We start from the raw sequence: 17,996 nt of genomic DNA on the forward strand, positions 1-17,996 counted from the left end.
TCATCGCCGGTTTTAGTGGCTTGTTGTCGCCTTCTCAGCCAGCGTGTTCTCCAATGCCGTCACAAAAGCACGGTTCTGTTCTGGTTTGCCTACAGACACACGGATGTATGTTGGATAGACCTGGAATCCAGGGCGGACAATGATCCCTTGTTTGAGCAAGGATTGGAACGCATCCTTAGATGGCATATCCAAATCGACCAAGATGAAGTTTCCTTGCGACGCGAAGAACGGCAATCCAAGACGGGTAAACTCGTTTTGCAGGTAATCACGTTCAGATGCATTCTGCTTCGCACATTCCTGAACAAATGGTTGGTCCAAAAGTGCAGCCGTTGCTGCCACCTGGCCAAAGCGCGATGTGTTGAACGGTTCACGCACACGGTTAATCAGGTCGATGACCTCCGGACGTGCAATGCCATATCCAATTCGCAGTGAAGCAAGGCCATAGATTTTGGAGAATGTCCGTAAAATGACCAGGTTCGGATAACGATCCAGCATGGAAATGGTTTGTGGATAAGCCGCATCCGTTACAAACTCATAATAGGCCTCATCCACCACAACCATTACATGAGCCGGTACCCGATCCATAAATGCTACAAGTTCCTGTTCAGAGATAATAGTCCCTGTAGGGTTATTCGGATTACATACCCAGATGACTTTGGTTTTATCACTAATTTCCGCGAGCATGGAGGACAGGTCATGCGTCCCATCTTGAAGCGGAACTTCAATTGTCACTGCGCCCTCAATGTCTGCATTGCTTTTGTACACGGAGAACGTCTGATCCGCCATGATTGTCTCATCGCCTGGAAGGAAGAAGGCACGGGTAATTAATGCAATAATCTCGTCTGATCCGCAGCCAAAAATAATGTTGTTTCGTTCCACGCCCAAATGCTTTGCCAGCACGCCTGTCAGCTCAACGGCGCTGCCGTCAGGATACAGACTAACATGGGCCACCTCTTTCGTAATGGCTTCCAGTACGGCAGGAGAGCTGCCATATGGATTTTCGTTGGAGGCCAGCTTGATCACTTGCTCAAGCCCCAGTTCACGTTTCACTTCTTCAATCGGTTTGCCCGGTTGGTACACAGGCAGATTGACAATCTGGGATTTCGGTTTCAACCCGACCGCCTCCTGTAGTTAAGTTATAAGTTACATGCCGAAACATGCAGGGCAATAACACGTCGTTATCTCCCTATCCTTTTAATTGTGCCACAAAGTTGCGAATTTGCAACAGCCCTGCCTCACGGGTATCCGGATTCCCAAGAAGAGGAATGGCTTCTTCCACCTGGCGAACAATGGCACTCCCGACAACCACTCCGTCGCAGATGCGGGAAAAACGCTCTACTTGCTCATGGCTCGAAATGCCGAATCCTACGGCTACCGGAATATCTGTCAAACTTTTCACAGTCTCAATAAAACGCTCTACTCCGTCAAAGAAGGAGGCTCTTTCCCCCGTTACTCCTAGCGAAGATACGCAGTAGATAAAGCCTCTCGCTCCATTAACGATACGCTCAATCCGCGCGTTGGACGTAGGAGCTACCAGCGGAACCAGATGTACGCCTGCAGCGTCCGCCCTGCGGCGCATCTCTTCTGCTTCCTCAATGGGAAGATCCGGAATAATCATGCCGCTAATATCGTGTTTCACAAGTTCATCAAAGAACAAATCCAGTCCCGTTTGCAGTACAGGGTTGTAGTACGTAAAGAGAACAAACGGAAGCTGTACCCCAGCCTCGCGTGCCTTGGCCGCTGTTTCCATGCAGGTACGAATAGATATTTGGCTTTTCAGCGCACGCTCGGATGCACGCTGGATGACAGGGCCATCCGCAAGCGGATCGGAATAGGGAACCCCAAGCTCCAGGATGTCAGCTCCTGCCTGTTCAAGCTCCTTGATAATATCAATTGTCGTCTCCACATCGGGGTCACCAACGGTCAGAAACGGAATAAGTGCTGTACGATTTTGTTCCTTTAAACGCAGGAAGGTCTGGTCCATCCGATTCATGACAAGTTCCCTCCTGTATATTTCATAATGGATTCAACATCTTTGTCTCCCCGACCGGACAGACAGATGACAACAATATCGTCTGCTGTAAGTTCAGGTGCAAGCTTAACGACTTGAGCCACAGCATGTGCAGATTCCAGTGCAGGAATGATACCTTCTGTACGGCTGAGCAGCTGCAGAGCATCCAGCGCCTCCTGATCCGTAATCGGTACATACTTCGCACGTTCAATGTCCTTCAGATAGGAATGCTCCGGACCAACGCCTGGGTAATCCAGACCCGCCGAGATGGAATGTGCAGGTTGGACCTGTCCATACTCATCCTGAAGCAAATAACTCATGGAACCCTGAAATACACCATGTGTCCCTTTACTCATCGTCGCTGCGTGGAATTCAGTGTCCACACCTTTGCCGGCAGCTTCAACACCAACCAGCTTCACATCCTGATCCCCGATAAACGGGTAGAACATGCCAATTGCATTACTTCCGCCACCGACAGCGGCAACGATCACATCAGGAAGACGCCCTTCGATCTCCTGGATCTGTCTGCGCGTCTCATCCCCAATGACTCGTTGAAAGTTACGCACCATCATCGGATATGGATGAGGACCAACGACTGATCCAAGCACATAGAATGTATCCTCCACGTTGCTGACCCAGTAACGAAGAGCCTCATTCCCTGCATCCTTCAGTGTCCGTGTGCCCGACGTCACCGGAATCACTTCCGCCCCCAGCAGCTTCATCCGGAATACGTTCAGTTGTTGACGCTCTGTATCTTCTTCGCCCATGAACACTTTACATTCAAGACCAAGCAGTGCAGCAACGGTTGCCGTTGCGACGCCATGCTGTCCGGCACCCGTTTCGGCGATGACTTTCTTTTTACCCATACGTTTGGCAAGCAAGCCTTGTCCGATCGCATTGTTAATTTTATGTGCACCGGTATGATTCAAATCTTCCCGCTTCAGATAGATCTTCGGTCCTCCCAGATGGCGAGACAGCTGTTCCGCATGATACAGCGGCGTCTCCCGTCCGGAATACTCACTTAGCAGATAATTTAATTCCTTATTGAATTCCTCGTCTTGAGAGTAACGATCATACGCCTCTTCCAATTCGATTAGAGCGTTCATTAATGTCTCAGGAACAAAGCGGCCTCCGAAGGGACCGAATCGCCCGTTTTGATCCGGCAATTGATGTGTCATGCCTGCTTCACCCTTTCTATAAATGCTGTGATTTTTGCAATATCTTTCACGCCGTCAGACTCTACGCCGCTGGATACATCGACGCCGTCTGGTGCATAGGTCTGTATCAGTTGCTCTACATTATCCGGATGCAGCCCCCCTGCTACGAACAGAGCAATTCCATGTTGAATGGCCCATTCGGCATAAGCGGGAATACGATCCCACGCAAACGTCTTGCCGGAACCTCCTCCGTATAACGGATCGTAGGTATCCAGTAATATGGCATCCACAACGTTTTGATAGGGATCAAGTGCCTTCTTGGCCGTATCGTTCACTTCTGCAGCTGTTTCATCTTTGGGAAAAGAAAGAGCCTTGAACACCTCGGTTCCGAAACGCTGCTTCACCAGTCCGCAAAATTCCGGAGACTCCTGTCCATGCAGCTGAATAACATCCAGGTGAGCTGCTTCCATGACACTCTCCAGCGCTGTGATTGAAGGATTCACAAATACTCCTGCCAGTTTCGGACGATGAGATGTATTCCAGTCCATGAGGACCGTTCTTAACTCGGCAGCCTTATGCGCATCAATTTGGCGACGGGACTCGGCAAAGACAACACCAATGTAATCAATCGGCAAGTTTATCATCGATTTTAGCACTTCAACGTCCTGAAGTCCACAAATTTTTACGGCCGCTGCCGATTCTCTAGGCGTCCTGTTGTCTCTGCCGCCTATACCGTCATTCATGAGTTTATTCATCCTCTTGGCCCCATCAATTCGTAAACGGCTGCTTCCACATCATCCTTGCGCATCAGATGCTCACCGACGAGGATCCCTTGTACTCCGGCCTCTATTAGTGATCCTAAACGCTCTGGACCGTCAATTCCACTCTCACTGATTAACGTTACACTATCCGGAATCAGCTTCATCAGATCAAGCGTTGTACTTAAGCTGGTTTCGAACGTCTTCAGATTACGGTTATTGATTCCAACCAGAGTTGCCTGCGGAATCTCCAGTACCTGCTCCAGTTCCGTTCGGTCATGGACTTCAATTAAGACGTCCAGTCCTATACTTTTGGCAAATGACAGATACTGACGGATCTGCTCTGGGGACAGGATGCTTGCAATTAACAAAATGGCATCTGCACCGAGCAATCTTGCTTCAGCGATCTGGCGCTCATCGATAATAAAATCCTTACGCAACAGAGGAATATTCACTGCTTGATGAATGGCCTGTAAATATTCTCCACTGCCTTGAAAGTAGGAGACGTCCGTCAATACGGAAATACAATCTGCTCCTGCCCGTTCATAGGCTAATGCAATCTCTACCGGATGAAAGTCAGGACGTATAAGCCCTTTGGATGGTGATGCTTTTTTCACTTCAGCAATAAGTCCCAGGCTCCGATTAGGATTCTTCGATAACGCTCGTTCAAACCCACGGGTAACCGGCAATGTTTCAATCTGTTTTAATGCCTCTTCCATCTGAAAGGTTTGGGCCAATACTTCAACCTCTTGCTGTTTCGTTGCTACAATTCGATCAAGATACATGACTGTACGCCTCCGTTGTTTGTATTAGCTGTTCCAATTTCATCGCTGCCTTTCCGGAATCCACAGCATTCGCGGCCATGGTCACACCTTCCGCAATGGTCTCTGCAAGACCCGAAAGGTAGATGCACGCTCCAGCATTTAACAGAACGACATCACGATACGCGCTCCGTTCTCCGTGAAAGATTCGTTTTATGATTTCGGCATTCTGGAGAGCATCTCCTCCAAGAACCGTCTCCAGCGGATGGAGTGACAACCCCATATCACGTGGGTCAATGTCGTACGTCTGAACTTCACCATTACGCAGTTCAGATACCTGAGTCGGTGCGGATATGCTGATCTCATCCAGTCCATCATGACTTGCAACGACGAGCGCTCTCTTTAGACCGAGACGATTGAGAACTTCTGCAATCATTGGCGTACGACTGCGGTCATACAGACCAAGGAGCTGCCGATCCGCGCCTGCGGGATTAGTGAGAGGACCAAGCATATTGAAGATCGTACGTACACCAAGCTCTTTGCGTGGTGCAGCCGCATGTTTCATGGACGGATGGTACACCTGAGCGAAACAGAAGCAAATTCCGATCTCATCCAGGCATTGTCTTGCCTGTTCCCCATCCAGATGAATGTTAACCCCCAACGCTTCAAGAACATCCGCACTGCCAGCTTTACCTGAAGCAGATCGATTGCCATGTTTCGCCACACGAACAGAAACTGCTGCCGCAATGATGGCTGAGGCTGTCGAGATATTGAACTTGTGAATCCCCGATCCGCCAGTCCCGCAAGTATCGAGCAGCCCGCTGCCATCAGTAAGAATCCGGCCGCCCTGCCCACGCATCGCCTCTGCGAAACCGGTGATTTCGTCCACCGTTTCCCCCTTCATTCGGAGAGCCATCAGCAATCCCCCAATCTGGGCCGGAGTCGCTTCACCCCTCATGATGGAGTACATCAAGTTACGTGCTTCCGATTGCTCGAGATGGTTACCCTCCAAAATTTTGGCAAGTCCGTCCTTCATTCCTTCGTTCTGGCTTAGGGCAGATGCGGATCTCTTGGAATCTTCATTCATCACAGGGTTCATATTCATATCCGGTCTCTCCTCTTTCAGTTCTGTACAGCCGTGGCTGGCGTTACAAAATAATCTGCATTCGCAAGTGTCAGGTGGTTATCTTTTTCTTTGGGAGGGAACATGGCCTCCGCTGTACGGATTGCTTTAAGTAATGCTTTCGCCTTGTTGACGGTTTCCTCGTATTCACTTTCAGGGACCGAGTCCCATACAATGCCTGCTCCGGCCTGCACGTACGCTTTTCCTTTTTTGAAAATGATGGTCCGAATCGTAATGCAGGCATCCATGTTACCGGAGAACCCGAGATATCCGATCGCGCCTGCGTAAGCACCGCGCGCTTCTTTTTCCAGTTCGGCAATAATCTCCATCGCACGCAGCTTCGGCGCACCCGATACCGTTCCAGCCGGGAGACACGAGAGGAATGCATCGAAGAAATCCTTGTCTTCTCTGAGCTCGCCCGTCACATTCGATACCATGTGCATGACGTGAGAATAACGCTCAATCTCCATGAACATGTCACACTTCACACTGCCAAATTTCGATACACGGCCGAGATCGTTGCGGCCCAGATCAACCAGCATGAGATGTTCCGCCCGCTCCTTCTCATCCTGCAGCAGATCGGCTGCAAGCGCTCGATCCTCCGCTTCCGTTGCACCTCTTGGACGTGTGCCGGCAATTGGCCTTGTCTCCACACGATTGCCGTCCACCTTTACCAGAGCCTCCGGCGAGGTCCCGACAATGATTTCATCATCCATTTTCAAATAATACATATAGGGCGATGGGTTCAGGGTCCGAAGTACACGATACACATGAAGCGGGGAAACCTCAGTATCGATGTGGAAGCGCTGCGACAGCACGACCTGAAAAATATCACCTGCACGGATATATTCCTTGGCTTGCTCCACATTGCCGATAAATTGTTCCTTCGTTAGGTTGGAACGAATATCCCCCAGATCAACGTCTCCCGGAATGGATCGCGGATTCAGGTTTTCCCCGGGTCCCTGCTGCTGCAAGCGCTCAGCGGCCTGCTCAAGCTTCTCTGATGTCACTTCATAAGCTTTCCGGATGTCTTCATCCGTTGCCCCTTCTTTGACATGAACGTTGCCGACAAGCAGCATCTGCTGTTTCACGTGGTCAAACACAATAATCTGGTCACAGAACATGAAACGAATATCATCCATATTCAGATCATCCAGCGCATGAGCTGGAAGCTTCTCATAATATTGCAGCAGATCATATCCAAAAAAACCAATCGCTCCGCCTGTAAATGGCGGCAGTTCGTCGTCTTTGGGACTACGGTACTTGCGCAGCAGCGCTTTTAGTTCTTCAATAGGTTTGCCTGGCAGCTCGCGCTTCTGGCCAGCTTCTTCCACTTCCATCCGACCCTTTTTGGCCGAAATCATCAGAAACGGATCCGTACCAATGAAAGAATACCTTGCCCACTGAATACCGCCCTCCACACTCTCCAGCAGGAATGCCCGGTCATTCTCAGCATAACGGCGGAAAATTCGGATAGGCGTTTCCATATCAGCCAAAATCCGTTTGACTACCGGAATCAGATTATATTCATTCGACATTTTCAGTACTTGATTAACGTTTGGCGTTATCATCAGATCACGTCCTTTCAGATTAGGTAGAAGAAAGTCATGGGTTATATATAACAAAAAAACCTCTACCATCAGGTAGAGGTTCTGGGTTTATAAGCTGTAATCAACAGTTTGGTGCTTCATAAATAACAAGTCCCTATACTTCCATGCTGGATCATCAGACCAGTCTCATGAATGAACGTCCTACATCCACCAACCTGCACGTCTTGAATAGTGGCTCACCAGCTCTTCCGCTTGCACATACCATCACAGAAACAAAATGGGATCTCAGCAAACAAAAATGAGCATATACCAAAACAAAACGGTGTCACTGGACACGTTTCACAATATGAGGTTCCTGTTCTAATCAATCCTGTAGCACGACGTACCGCGAATCAGTTGGCCGACCTTGTTACTCCGGCTACCACCCGCTGGACTCTGCTATATACTCCACTATCTCAGCTGCTCTCAGCTCAACTCATACTCTACTCAACTGGTTCTCACTATACAGCATTCAGAATGGTTTGACAACCACTCTATTTATTATGAATTCGAAGGTGCAGCCAAATCAGGCCGCAGGGATTGTGCACCATTCAGGTACACATGATTGATTTCATGTTGGTCTTTGGTTGTGTTCACATGCACCATGAAACGAATGCATTGCGGCAGGGCACCCTTAACGGGTACTTCCAGTGCACACATCAAAGGTACCAATTCCCAGCCGTCCAGTTGACGAATGGCCTTCGCTGGAAAGGCAGCATCCAAATCACCTGTCATCGTAATCCAGACGCTGCAGATATCTTCCGGCTTAATATCGTTGCGGTCCACAATCTCCTGCAGCAATACTGCCGTTTCCTTCAAAATCAGTTCTTCGTTATTTTGCGTGACTGTTGTAGCCCCGCGAATTCCACGTGTTACCATCGTTATTCTGCTCCCTTCTTAAGCAATTCAATGACATCACGAACTGCCGATACGGGCACGTCTTTCACAATTCGCGCTGCTCCAATCCGATCCGGAATAATAAACACCATATGTCCTTCACGGAATTTCTTGTCATGCATCATGGCATCCATCAACGCATCCGTATCCAGATGTTTCGGCATGGTGACCGGTAATCGCAGGGAACGAAGCATCCGCACTGTATCGTCATATAGACCTGCAGGTGCACCAAGCTTCTCGCCCAGCAAAGCCGATCCGGCCATCCCGATAGAGATGGCTTCTCCATGCAAAAACTCCCCGTATCCAGCTATCGCTTCAATTGCATGACCAATGGTATGGCCCAAATTCAAAAGTGCACGCTCTCCGTTTTCCCGCTCATCACGAGACACAATTTCAGCCTTGATGCCGCATCCGCGTTCCAGACCGTATCCGAGTGCTTCCGGGTCAAGCGCGAGCAGCGCTTCGGCATGCTCTTCACACCAATGTGCAAACGCTTCGTCGCGAATCAGTCCGTGCTTCAGCATTTCCGATAGTCCGGCTGAAACATCACGCGGCGGCAAGGATTGAAGTGTATCCACATCATAGAGCACAAGCTCAGGCTGATGGAATGCACCAATCATATTTTTGGCCAGCGGATGGTTAACGGCTACTTTGCCACCAACACTGCTGTCATGTGCGAGGATTGTTGTCGGTACTTGTACAAACTTGATTCCACGCATATATGTAGCCGCCACGAATCCAGCGAGATCTCCCACAACGCCTCCGCCCAACGCAATAATGGCGGAACTGCGATCCAGTTTACCCTCAATGGCAGCTGTCATCATGTCTTGATAAACCGATAGGGATTTGGATGTCTCTCCCGAAGGAACCACTGCCGAAACGACTGTATAGTCAGCCGCCCGGAGGGTCTGTTCAAGACCAGCCAAATACTTGGGAGCCACATTCTCATCGGTAATAATGAGCAGCGGACTTTTTTTAGTCAATCCATATTGTTCAAAAAATCGAGGCGCCTCAGCTAGCAGACCACTGCCAATTAGAATGGGATATGAGCGTTCCTCCAACTGAACTGTCAGCTGACGCATATTAGTAGCTCTCCAATTGAGCGTTATAGTTGTTGTAGTTGGCGCGAATTTCCTCCATGGAATCCCCACCGAACTTCTCAAGGAATGCCTTGGCAATCTCCCATGCCACCACATGTTCCATGACTACGCTTGCTGCCGGAACGGCACAAGCATCTGAACGTTCAACTTGGGCAGTGAAGGCTTCTTTGGTATCAATATCAACGCTTTGAAGTGGTTTGTAGAGTGTCGGGATAGGTTTCATAACCCCACGAACCACGACCGGCATTCCGTTGGTCATACCGCCTTCAAATCCACCCAAACGATTGGTTGCCCGGTGGTAACCACGTTCCTCGGTGTGAAGAATTTCATCATGTACCTGGGAGCCGCGAATCGTTCCTGCTTCGAATCCGATACCGATTTCCACACCTTTAAAGGCATTAATGGACATGACACCTTGAGCAATCCGTGCATCCAGTTTGCGATCATACTGTACATGGCTTCCGAGACCGATAGGAACACCTTCAACAATGCATTCCACGATTCCTCCGATGGAGTCGCCTTCCTGCTTGATTTGATCAATGTAGGCTTCCATCTTCTTCTCTGTCTCTGCATCCGTAACTCGAACCGAGGAAGCTTCGGTTACTTCAATCAGCTCATCGATAGGCAGGTCTTGGTAAGGTGCCTCGATCTCTCCGATACGCAGTACACGCCCCGCTACCTTAATGCCAAACTCGGCCAGGAACTGACGAGCGATCGCTCCACAAGCTACACGTACCGTTGTTTCACGTGCACTGGAGCGCTCTAGAACGTTGCGCAGATCTTTCAGATTATATTTGAGTCCGCCGTTCAGGTCCGCATGTCCAGGACGAGGACGATGAACGCGGCGTTTCTCTTCATCACTGCCTTCAATAGGCTCAATATTCATAATGTTCTGCCAGTGTTTCCAGTCATTATTCTGAACGACCAGAGCTACCGGAGCTCCAGTTGTATATCCGTGACGAATGCCACCTACAAAATTGGCCTGATCTTTCTCAATCTGCATCCGGCGTCCACGGCCATATCCTTTTTGTCTACGGTGGAGCTGGAAGTTCAGTTCCTCAAAATTAATATTCAGATTGCTTGGCAATCCTTCGATAATCGCTGTCAATTGGGGTCCGTGCGTTTCCCCTGCGGTTAAATAACGTAAACTCATAATACGTTCCCCCTTTAAACTGTTAAACTGCACATTGCTAAAATCCCATAATTTCTTTGCTCATTATAGTATAGCTTACCCGCTTTGACAAGAAAGCCCGTCGTTTCCTGCCCAAAAACGAAATTTTGGTCAGCTTGTGCTGACACAATTCGCAGCTGAAATTACGCTCTTCTTTACACGGAAATACAAATAACCGTCTGGACACATGTTCGTGTGTAATCCAGACGGTCAGCCAATCCGTTAACTTTATTTATTTTTTACGATAGAAGAACGTCTCCGCTGTCTCCAGACCGTATTGTCCAGGGGAGAAAATCTGTTCTGTGCTGCCTACGAATAGAATGCCGCCTGGCCGTAAACTTGCTGCAAATTTATGATACAACAGATTTTTGGCTTCCTCGGTAAAATAGATCATCACATTCCGGCACACAATCAGATCATACCCATCATCAAAAGGGTCCAGCAGCAGATTCTGCTTCATAAACTTGATTGAGCTTTTGAGCTTGTCATCGATCCGGTAAACCAACCCGTCCTGTTTAAAATAGCGACTGGCTGTCTCTTTGGGGACATCCTTGAGCGAACGCTCCATATAACGCCCTTCCTTGGCTTTGGCCAGTGCGCCTTCGTCCAGATCACTCGCCGTAATGGAACTGTCCTTAAGAATTCCCATCGTATCCAAAATCATTGCAAGTGTATAGGGCTCTTCGCCAGTTGAGCAAGCAGCACTCCATACCTTTACACGGCGCTTCGGACCAATCAACTCAGGAAGGATCTCGTCACGGAGCACTTCCCAGCGGTTAGGATTTCGCCAAAATTCCGAAACGTTAATCGTCATCCGATCAAGAAATTCGTAAAATAACGACTTATCCTTCTGCATGGCATCAAAAAAATTAGAAAATGTATGAAACCCGTTTTTGTTTCGAAGTGTGGTCAGCCGTCTTTTCATCTGGCCTTCCTTGTATTGAGCAAGATCAATGCCTGTGCTCTCTTTGATTTTCCGAATAAAACCGGCATAATCCGGGTCTAGTTGTTCCTGCTCCAGCATCGTATCACCCTTCTGGCTAATAAATTACAACCAGGCTGCGATGCTCTTGTCGTACGTCACCAACTCATCTGAAGTAAAGAAGTTTGCTGCTTCACGAGAGGCAGACTCCGGCGAATCAGCTCCATGAATCAGGTTATGCGGTGTGTGGCTCGCAAAGTCTCCGCGGATCGTACCGGGAGCCGCTTCCTTTACATTGGTTTTGCCGATAACAATCCGCGCAAGTGCCACAATGTCATCACCTTCCCAGACCATGGCAAATACAGGCCCGGATGTGATAAACTGCACCAGATCATCAAAAAACGGCTTTCCTTCATGTTCCGCATAATGGCGCTTGGCCTGTTCCTCTGTCATCTGAACCAGTTTCCCAGCCACCATTTTAAACCCCTTGTCTTCCAGACGGCTAACGATACGCCCAATCAAACCACGCTGCACACCATCCGGCTTCACCATCAAAAATGTACGATCCATACGCTCACTCCTCACTCACGGTTCAAAGTTAGTTCATTATGTAGACGCAATCACTTTGATTGTAACATACATGTCCAATTCCTCCCAATGAGGAATCTCACATCTATGTCTTTGGAGTAAACCCGAGTACGAAGCGGCATGATCATATCACTGCACGTTAATGAGTCCGCTTGACAACAAAATGTGCAATATCGCGCAAATTTTTGCTTGTCTTGATATTAGGCAGCTGATCCAGAGCATCGAGCGCTTTCTTCATATATCGGTCAGCCAGTGCTTCAGCTTTAGCGATTCCTTGACTTTGGCGAATCATTCCAATGGCATCCGAGGCACTTGCCCGTCCATCTTCACGCTGAACACGCGAAATCTCGTTAAGCAGCGGCTCACGAAGATCACGTTCCTGCAGAGCGTACAGGACAGGCAGCGTAATATTCCCCTGTTTCATATCACTACCTGGAGGCTTACCCAGTTGTTTCTCTGTTCCCACCAGATCAAGTACATCATCCTGAATCTGGAAGGCCATGCCCACATTATATCCGTAAGTATACAGGAGCGAAGAAACATGTTTTGGTGCACGTGTAGCCAGAGCTCCAAGCTGGCAGCTGACTGCAATCAGCAGCGCTGTTTTGCGACGGATCCGCAGCAGGTAATTGCGAACACTCTGTCCTGTATTGAAAAAGTCACGAATCTGCTCCATCTCACCGATAGACATCTGCACCATGGCCTTCGCCAGAATACGATGGATGTCCGGATCGGACAGGCCAGCTGTCATCTGAAGTGCTTTTCCATAGATATAATCCCCGGTGTACATCGCAATACGGTTATCCCATTTGGACTTCACCGTAGGTTTGCCTCTCCGTGTCTCCGCATTATCAATAACATCGTCATGTACCAGTGAAGCAGAATGAATCAATTCCAGCGGTACCGCAATCAACTTCAGGCGTTCAATGTCATATGTACCATATTTACCGCCGAGCAGTACAAATACCGGGCGCAAACGCTTCCCGCCGGCTTTGAGCAGATGTAGTGAGGTTTCACTTAGCAGTTTCTGATCTCCCTGCACACTGCGATACAATTCTTTTTCAATGTAATCCATGTCTTTTTTTAACAACCCGAAAATATCCAATAGTTTCATTCGTTCACCCGTGTCAGCGTATTATCAGTCCAAAAATCCATGCTTACCTTCCCCTCCAGCAAGTCGGGCCTGCAGGCATAACGAAAAACCAGGGCTTGCCGTTCCTGCTTGTGTTCTACTAAGTCGTACTTACTTCTTCGAATGTCATGGCTGACATCCGGGAATTAAACTCTTCGACTTGTTCTGAAACAAATCCAGAAGTTGCCGGAGCATGGGTCAAGGCTGTGGTTTCACCGAAACTCTACCATCAGCGCTCACCAATACCCCGGGATACCGGGGCTAGCAGGTCATAAACCTGCATATGAAGTTCAAACCGTTATAGAAAAAACGGCTAGCCCCTTTGATCCGGTTCTCCCCATCTTGCGAACAGTTGATGCTGAATGCGCAAACTATCCAGCACTTTACCAACCAAAAACAAAATCAACTCTTCCATCGTCTGAGGTTTGTGATAAAAAGCCGGCATCGCCGGAATCATTCGAACACCCAAACGAGAGAGCTTGAGCATATTTTCCAGATGGATCGCATGCAGCGGAGTCTCCCGTGGCACTAGAATTAGCGGCCTTGCCTCCTTCATCATGACATCCGCAGCGCGAGACATCAGATTATCTGACGACCCCTGTGCGATGGAGGAAAGTGTGCCCATGGAGCATGGCATGATAATCATGCCATCAGCCAGGTAAGATCCGCTTGCAATCGAAGCCCCTATATCACTAACGGGATGATAGACCAGCGAACCGCCGAGGTTGCCGAATTTGTCTTCCAGCACACCTTCACGATTCGTGACATCCCAATCCATTTCTTCTTTTAAAACCCGCCAGCCGGCATTAGATATCACCAGATGGACAGTGAAATCCAGGCTGAGCAGCGTTTCAATAAGTCTTATGCCATAAATACTTCCGCTGGCTCCGGTAATTCCGACAACAAGTCGTTTATTGTCCAGCTGATACATGTTTATTTCACCGCCAGGTCTATCAAAGTAAAGGTAAATACGACCAGACTCAAAACACTATTCATGGTAAAGAAAGCCGTCTGTACACGACTCATATCGTTAGGCGATACAATATAGTGCTCATAGAAAAGAATACCATATGTAATCAGCATACCTGCACCATACCACCAGCTTAGATCCGTCATCAACAGAAGCGCCAAAAATCCGATGGCTGTAATAATGTGAAAGAACTTGGCAATATTCAACGATTTGATAAGTCCGAAACGGGATGGAATGGAATGAAGCCCCTCTTCCTGGTCGAACTCCAGGTCCTGACATGCATAAATAATATCGAAGCCCGCGGTCCAGAACACAATCGTAACGTACAGCACAATGGCTGTCCAATCCATGGACCCCGTAACAGCAACCCAGCCTCCTAGTGGAGCAAGGCCAATAGTCATTCCGAGAACAACATGGCAGAGCCATGTGAATCGTTTGGTGTATGAATACAATACCAGCATAAACACTGCGATCGGAAGTAATTGCATGGATAACACATTAAGATTGGATGAAGCCCAGAATAACAGGATAAACGAGACAATAATAAAGATAACAACCTCGCCATTTTTGAGCAGGCCCGCTGGGATGGCACGCATAGCCGTCCGCGGATTTTTGCCGTCGATCGCTTGGTCAATCATCCGGTTGAGTCCAAATGCCGCACTACGTGCACCAACCATGGCCAGCAGTACCCACATAATCTGCATCCAGGTTGGGAACGTTCCGTTCACGACCATAGACCCAAGAATGGCACCCATGAATGCAAAAGGTAAAGCAAAAAGCGTATGTTCAATCTTGATCATTTCTAAAAAGATGCGAATTTTCCTAAACATGCTGATTCTCCTTGGTTCCAATATGCAATGCCGCGATGCCTCCGGTCAGAGGATAGGCCTGCACTTGCTTCAATCCGGTTTCTTCGAAAATGGTAGCCAGTTCCTTCCTTCCCGGAAATAATGCCAATGAATCAGGCAGCCATTTATACTGCTCATAACGTTTGGCGAACAATTTGGCAAGCCTCGGCAGTACTTGTTCAAAATAAAAATAATAAATACCTTTAAACGGCTGCCAGGTCGGCTTGGACAATTCCAGACACACAACCATGCCGCCTGGTTTCACTACACGTTTCATCTCCGACAAAACCTGTCTCAGATCAGGAACATTACGAAGGCCAAATCCAATGGTAACATAATCAAATGAATTATCTTCAAAAGGAAGTGACATGGCATTCCCCTGAACAAGCGTAATCTGCTTTTGTCTGTTTACGGCATTGACCTTGTTCTGTCCCACTTCAAGCATGTTGCTGCTAAAGTCCAGTCCATGCATGTGACCTGTTTCACTTGCCTCGGCCATCGCCAGCGTCCAGTCACAGGTACCGCAGCACAGATCTAAACCTGTATCCCCTTTGGACATGTTCATTTTTTTCATTGTGAATTTGCGCCAGGCTTTGTGCCTGCGGAAACTCAGAATGTCATTCATGACATCATATTTTCCGGCTATACTCTGAAACACCGAATGGACAAACTCTTCTTTCGGTTTCGACTCTGCGCTCCCCATTTGTCTCCCCCTCAATCTTCCCTTACTGCTGCGTGTGAAGGCTCCAGATAACCCAAATAGGTTTCCAAGATGGCATGCAGCTCAGCTAATCCCCGCTGGTCTTGTTCTTCCTGCAGCAAAAGCTTTATGCGGTTTGTACTTACGCGAAGCCTGTCCAGCAGGAGCCCATCAATTTGATACTTGACTGCCATAGCCCCACATGCCCGCATATCTGGCTCCGGCTGGCCAATCAGGTTCCGCTCATCGGCTGTACCTTGCTTGTATATATGCCAGAACGCATAGCTATGAGTGAATTTCTTCGCGTCATTCATTCGCTGCAGCTCTTCCACAACAGTCTCGCACAAGCTGAATTCAGCAAGAAGACTCTCCCATAACTTCTGATCCTTTGATCCAATCATGTCCGCAAAAGAAAGAAACAGCTGCATCTTCAGCTGTACCGTTTCATGCAAGTATTCTTCAGCCGAAACGAGAAGCTTTTTCATCCGATCATACAGCGTCATCTTGCGTACGTTGACTTCAGATACGGCACCGCTGAGCTTGCCGATCATCTCAATGCGACCCGCATGGGCAAGCAGCTGATAAAAGCGACTGCTCAAGTAATCACCAGCAAGAACGTTCAACTGGCGTGAGCGCATCTCCTGCTCTTTCCGATCCCCGGAGATCGTATCGATTCGATCATGCGTATCCATGGCCAGCTGAACGAGCGAGGTAGCCAGAGCATAGAGCTCATCATGCTCCTTTTCATCTGTACGGCCCACAAACGCCTGCAGCAGAAGAGCCCGGCTATCCGGAAACGGTGGTATTTCCGTATGTTGTCGAATCATGTCGTAATCCGTATATTTTTTTGCTAGTTGGGGTACGCGATATGAATTCATTCTCAGCCTCCGAGCCTTTGCATTGTTAAACCATTTCTGCACTACAATCTTATATATTATAGCATATGTTGAACAGACACGCACTGAATCCTGCTATTCTATTACCCTTCGTTCAACAATTCGAATTGCTTCTTCCACAGATCGGTCTCCATGATGTGAAACCATTCTTTTATTTCACCGGATAGGACGGGGCTTTTCCAATTTCGAAGTGCTTCAATTGCATCTGTTGGCCACTCATTTCTTCGTATATCAGCAGCGAGCAGCAGATGCCTTTTGTGCAGCCACTCATCTTCTGCCATGACACGAAGCAATATTTGTTCTACGTTATCAAGACCGTGAAATCCAAGCTCGGCCACCGTTGCCATATTGTCATAAATTTCGGTGTAACTTGTCCCGGTACCTGTCACCTTCAGATCCAGTTTCAAAATGGACTGCTTCCACTCCACTTTTGCAATCGGTGTAGTCAAATGCATGGAGCTCAGCACGTCCACCAAATTCTCGTCAGACAGTTCCAGCTTTTGCTCAGCTGCAGATACCGGTTGTACCCGCTCTCCGCCCAATGTTCGCATATGTAAGGTTTGCACAGCAACCAACAGGAAAACTGCTGCAACTGTTGCCAGCAGCGAAGCCGTCACGATCATCCGCGGTTTCATAAATGCCTCCCTGCCTTTACATGTTAGTGTAGTCTGTCCGGTAAAGGCTCATACCTCATTGTACAATGAAAAAAAGCAGGCTATGCCTGCAATTTTTCGTTCATACCCAAAGTATTGGCTCTACCCCAATCCACTTCGTGAACAGGCAGGAGATTTCCGTAAAACAACGCTTAGCTCTGATGCAACAAACGCTTAACTCGTCTTTTATTCTGATTCTATTTGGCCATGCTTTGTAATCATGGTAGCCTTGCCGCGGATTTTGATCGCGGAAGTATGATTCGTAAATTGGGCAATCATGACTTCACCCTTGTCCAGCTTCTCGGTATGATGAAAACGCGTATCCTGTCCTCGCGTCAAACCGATCACCTGAACTCCGTTTTCCTCTGCCTTAATGACAATGTAATCACTGCCGGTTGGATGGTCCATTACGTAACGTCCCCTCTCCTAATTGTTCAATAGCGTTAATGATGATTAAGATTGATTCATTTGTCAACTGAGTTTTGCTTGTAAAGCTGCAATAATCTATGGGAACCGGGTCATACTAGAGGATACATTCCATAGAAAGGAGCCTCTGCATGAAGTACACCCCTGCAACCCTGACAGACGAGCACATTCATCAGCTACAGGACATTGAACAGCACCTTTCGGAATCAGCAGGAGAAGATCTGATATTGATCGCTTACAGCAAGCAACCGGACGACCCTGAGGACGCAAAAAACAGCGAGGCACATCATTAGA

Annotated in this window: 20 protein-coding genes; 1 reads left to right on the forward strand and 19 read right to left on the reverse strand. The window is 48.3% G+C overall.

Features of this window, described 5'->3' with window-relative positions; translation table 11 throughout:
* Nucleotides 1-12: 12 nt before the first annotated feature.
* The 19 genes from hisC to mtrB all read right to left on the reverse strand — a co-directional run bounded on the left by hisC (nucleotide 13) and on the right by mtrB (nucleotide 17,684).
* The gene (hisC, locus tag F4V51_RS18535) at nucleotides 13-1,113 is read right to left on the reverse strand and encodes a histidinol-phosphate transaminase (protein WP_153979179.1); all 1,101 of its coding nucleotides are present in this window, start codon (nucleotides 1,111-1,113) and stop codon (nucleotides 13-15) included.
* A 73-nt stretch (nucleotides 1,114-1,186) separates the two neighbouring features.
* Nucleotides 1,187-1,993 carry a tryptophan synthase subunit alpha gene (gene trpA, locus F4V51_RS18540; protein ID WP_095292851.1) on the reverse strand — a complete coding sequence of 269 codons (807 nt, stop codon included), beginning with the start codon at nucleotides 1,991-1,993 and terminating at the stop codon, nucleotides 1,187-1,189.
* Entirely contained in the window at nucleotides 1,990-3,189 is a 1,200-nt protein-coding gene (gene trpB / locus F4V51_RS18545; protein ID WP_095292853.1) for a tryptophan synthase subunit beta, read from the reverse strand. Before trpB ends, trpA begins: the two co-directional genes overlap by 4 nt.
* Complete coding sequence (locus F4V51_RS18550) at nucleotides 3,186-3,911, reverse strand: phosphoribosylanthranilate isomerase (protein ID WP_153979180.1); 726 nt, start codon at nucleotides 3,909-3,911, stop codon at nucleotides 3,186-3,188. Before F4V51_RS18550 ends, trpB begins: the two co-directional genes overlap by 4 nt.
* Before the next feature lie 8 nt (nucleotides 3,912-3,919).
* The gene (trpC, locus tag F4V51_RS18555) at nucleotides 3,920-4,711 is read right to left on the reverse strand and encodes an indole-3-glycerol phosphate synthase TrpC (protein ID WP_153979181.1); all 792 of its coding nucleotides are present in this window, start codon (nucleotides 4,709-4,711) and stop codon (nucleotides 3,920-3,922) included.
* Nucleotides 4,701-5,774 (reverse strand): anthranilate phosphoribosyltransferase, encoded by a 1,074-nt coding sequence (gene trpD, locus F4V51_RS18560; RefSeq protein WP_153980765.1) that lies wholly within the window; start codon nucleotides 5,772-5,774, stop codon nucleotides 4,701-4,703. The genes trpC and trpD overlap by 11 nt, the downstream gene beginning before the upstream one ends.
* A 35-nt stretch (nucleotides 5,775-5,809) precedes the next feature.
* Complete coding sequence (gene trpE, locus F4V51_RS18565) at nucleotides 5,810-7,381, reverse strand: anthranilate synthase component I (RefSeq protein ID WP_153979182.1); 1,572 nt, start codon at nucleotides 7,379-7,381, stop codon at nucleotides 5,810-5,812.
* Between the two features lie 519 nt (nucleotides 7,382-7,900).
* On the reverse strand, nucleotides 7,901-8,278 hold the full coding sequence (gene aroH / locus F4V51_RS18570) for a chorismate mutase (protein WP_110759002.1): 378 nt from the start codon (nucleotides 8,276-8,278) through the stop codon (nucleotides 7,901-7,903).
* A gap of 2 nt (nucleotides 8,279-8,280) precedes the next feature.
* Nucleotides 8,281-9,378 carry a 3-dehydroquinate synthase gene (gene aroB, locus F4V51_RS18575; protein WP_153979183.1) on the reverse strand — a complete coding sequence of 366 codons (1,098 nt, stop codon included), beginning with the start codon at nucleotides 9,376-9,378 and terminating at the stop codon, nucleotides 8,281-8,283.
* 1 nt (nucleotide 9,379) lies between these two features.
* Nucleotides 9,380-10,549, reverse strand: a complete 1,170-nt coding sequence (aroC, locus tag F4V51_RS18580) for a chorismate synthase (RefSeq protein WP_153979184.1) — start codon at nucleotides 10,547-10,549, stop codon at nucleotides 9,380-9,382.
* Nucleotides 10,550-10,799: 250 nt separating this feature from the next.
* Nucleotides 10,800-11,591: a CheR family methyltransferase gene (locus F4V51_RS18585; RefSeq protein ID WP_153979185.1), complete on the reverse strand. Its 792-nt coding sequence runs from the start codon at nucleotides 11,589-11,591 to the stop codon at nucleotides 10,800-10,802.
* Nucleotides 11,592-11,615: 24 nt separating this feature from the next.
* Complete coding sequence (gene ndk / locus F4V51_RS18590) at nucleotides 11,616-12,059, reverse strand: nucleoside-diphosphate kinase (RefSeq protein WP_153979186.1); 444 nt, start codon at nucleotides 12,057-12,059, stop codon at nucleotides 11,616-11,618.
* Nucleotides 12,060-12,216: 157 nt separating this feature from the next.
* Nucleotides 12,217-13,191, reverse strand: coding sequence for a polyprenyl synthetase family protein (locus tag F4V51_RS18595; protein ID WP_095292868.1), 975 nt, complete (start codon nucleotides 13,189-13,191; stop codon nucleotides 12,217-12,219).
* A gap of 331 nt (nucleotides 13,192-13,522) precedes the next feature.
* Complete coding sequence (locus F4V51_RS18600; RefSeq protein WP_153979187.1) at nucleotides 13,523-14,140, reverse strand: UbiX family flavin prenyltransferase; 618 nt, start codon at nucleotides 14,138-14,140, stop codon at nucleotides 13,523-13,525.
* A gap of 2 nt (nucleotides 14,141-14,142) precedes the next feature.
* Nucleotides 14,143-15,009, reverse strand: coding sequence for a UbiA-like polyprenyltransferase (locus F4V51_RS18605; RefSeq protein WP_095292872.1), 867 nt, complete (start codon nucleotides 15,007-15,009; stop codon nucleotides 14,143-14,145).
* Complete coding sequence (locus tag F4V51_RS18610; protein ID WP_095292874.1) at nucleotides 15,002-15,730, reverse strand: demethylmenaquinone methyltransferase; 729 nt, start codon at nucleotides 15,728-15,730, stop codon at nucleotides 15,002-15,004. The genes F4V51_RS18605 and F4V51_RS18610 overlap by 8 nt, the downstream gene beginning before the upstream one ends.
* Nucleotides 15,731-15,741: 11 nt before the next feature.
* Nucleotides 15,742-16,605, reverse strand: a complete 864-nt coding sequence (locus F4V51_RS18615; RefSeq protein WP_153979188.1) for a heptaprenyl diphosphate synthase component 1 — start codon at nucleotides 16,603-16,605, stop codon at nucleotides 15,742-15,744.
* Nucleotides 16,606-16,706: 101 nt separating this feature from the next.
* On the reverse strand, nucleotides 16,707-17,258 hold the full coding sequence (locus tag F4V51_RS18620; protein WP_153979189.1) for a hypothetical protein: 552 nt from the start codon (nucleotides 17,256-17,258) through the stop codon (nucleotides 16,707-16,709).
* A gap of 204 nt (nucleotides 17,259-17,462) precedes the next feature.
* Entirely contained in the window at nucleotides 17,463-17,684 is a 222-nt protein-coding gene (gene mtrB / locus F4V51_RS18625) for a trp RNA-binding attenuation protein MtrB (protein WP_095292880.1), read from the reverse strand.
* A 149-nt stretch (nucleotides 17,685-17,833) separates the two neighbouring features.
* Here mtrB and F4V51_RS18630 point away from each other — a divergent pair, with 149 nt between their 5' ends.
* Nucleotides 17,834-17,995 (forward strand): hypothetical protein, encoded by a 162-nt coding sequence (locus F4V51_RS18630; protein WP_153979190.1) that lies wholly within the window; start codon nucleotides 17,834-17,836, stop codon nucleotides 17,993-17,995.
* The last annotated feature ends 1 nt before the right edge of the window (nucleotide 17,996 follow it).

Source organism: Paenibacillus xylanilyticus (assembly GCF_009664365.1).
Classification (GTDB): Bacteria; Bacillota; Bacilli; order Paenibacillales; family Paenibacillaceae; genus Paenibacillus; species Paenibacillus xylanilyticus_A.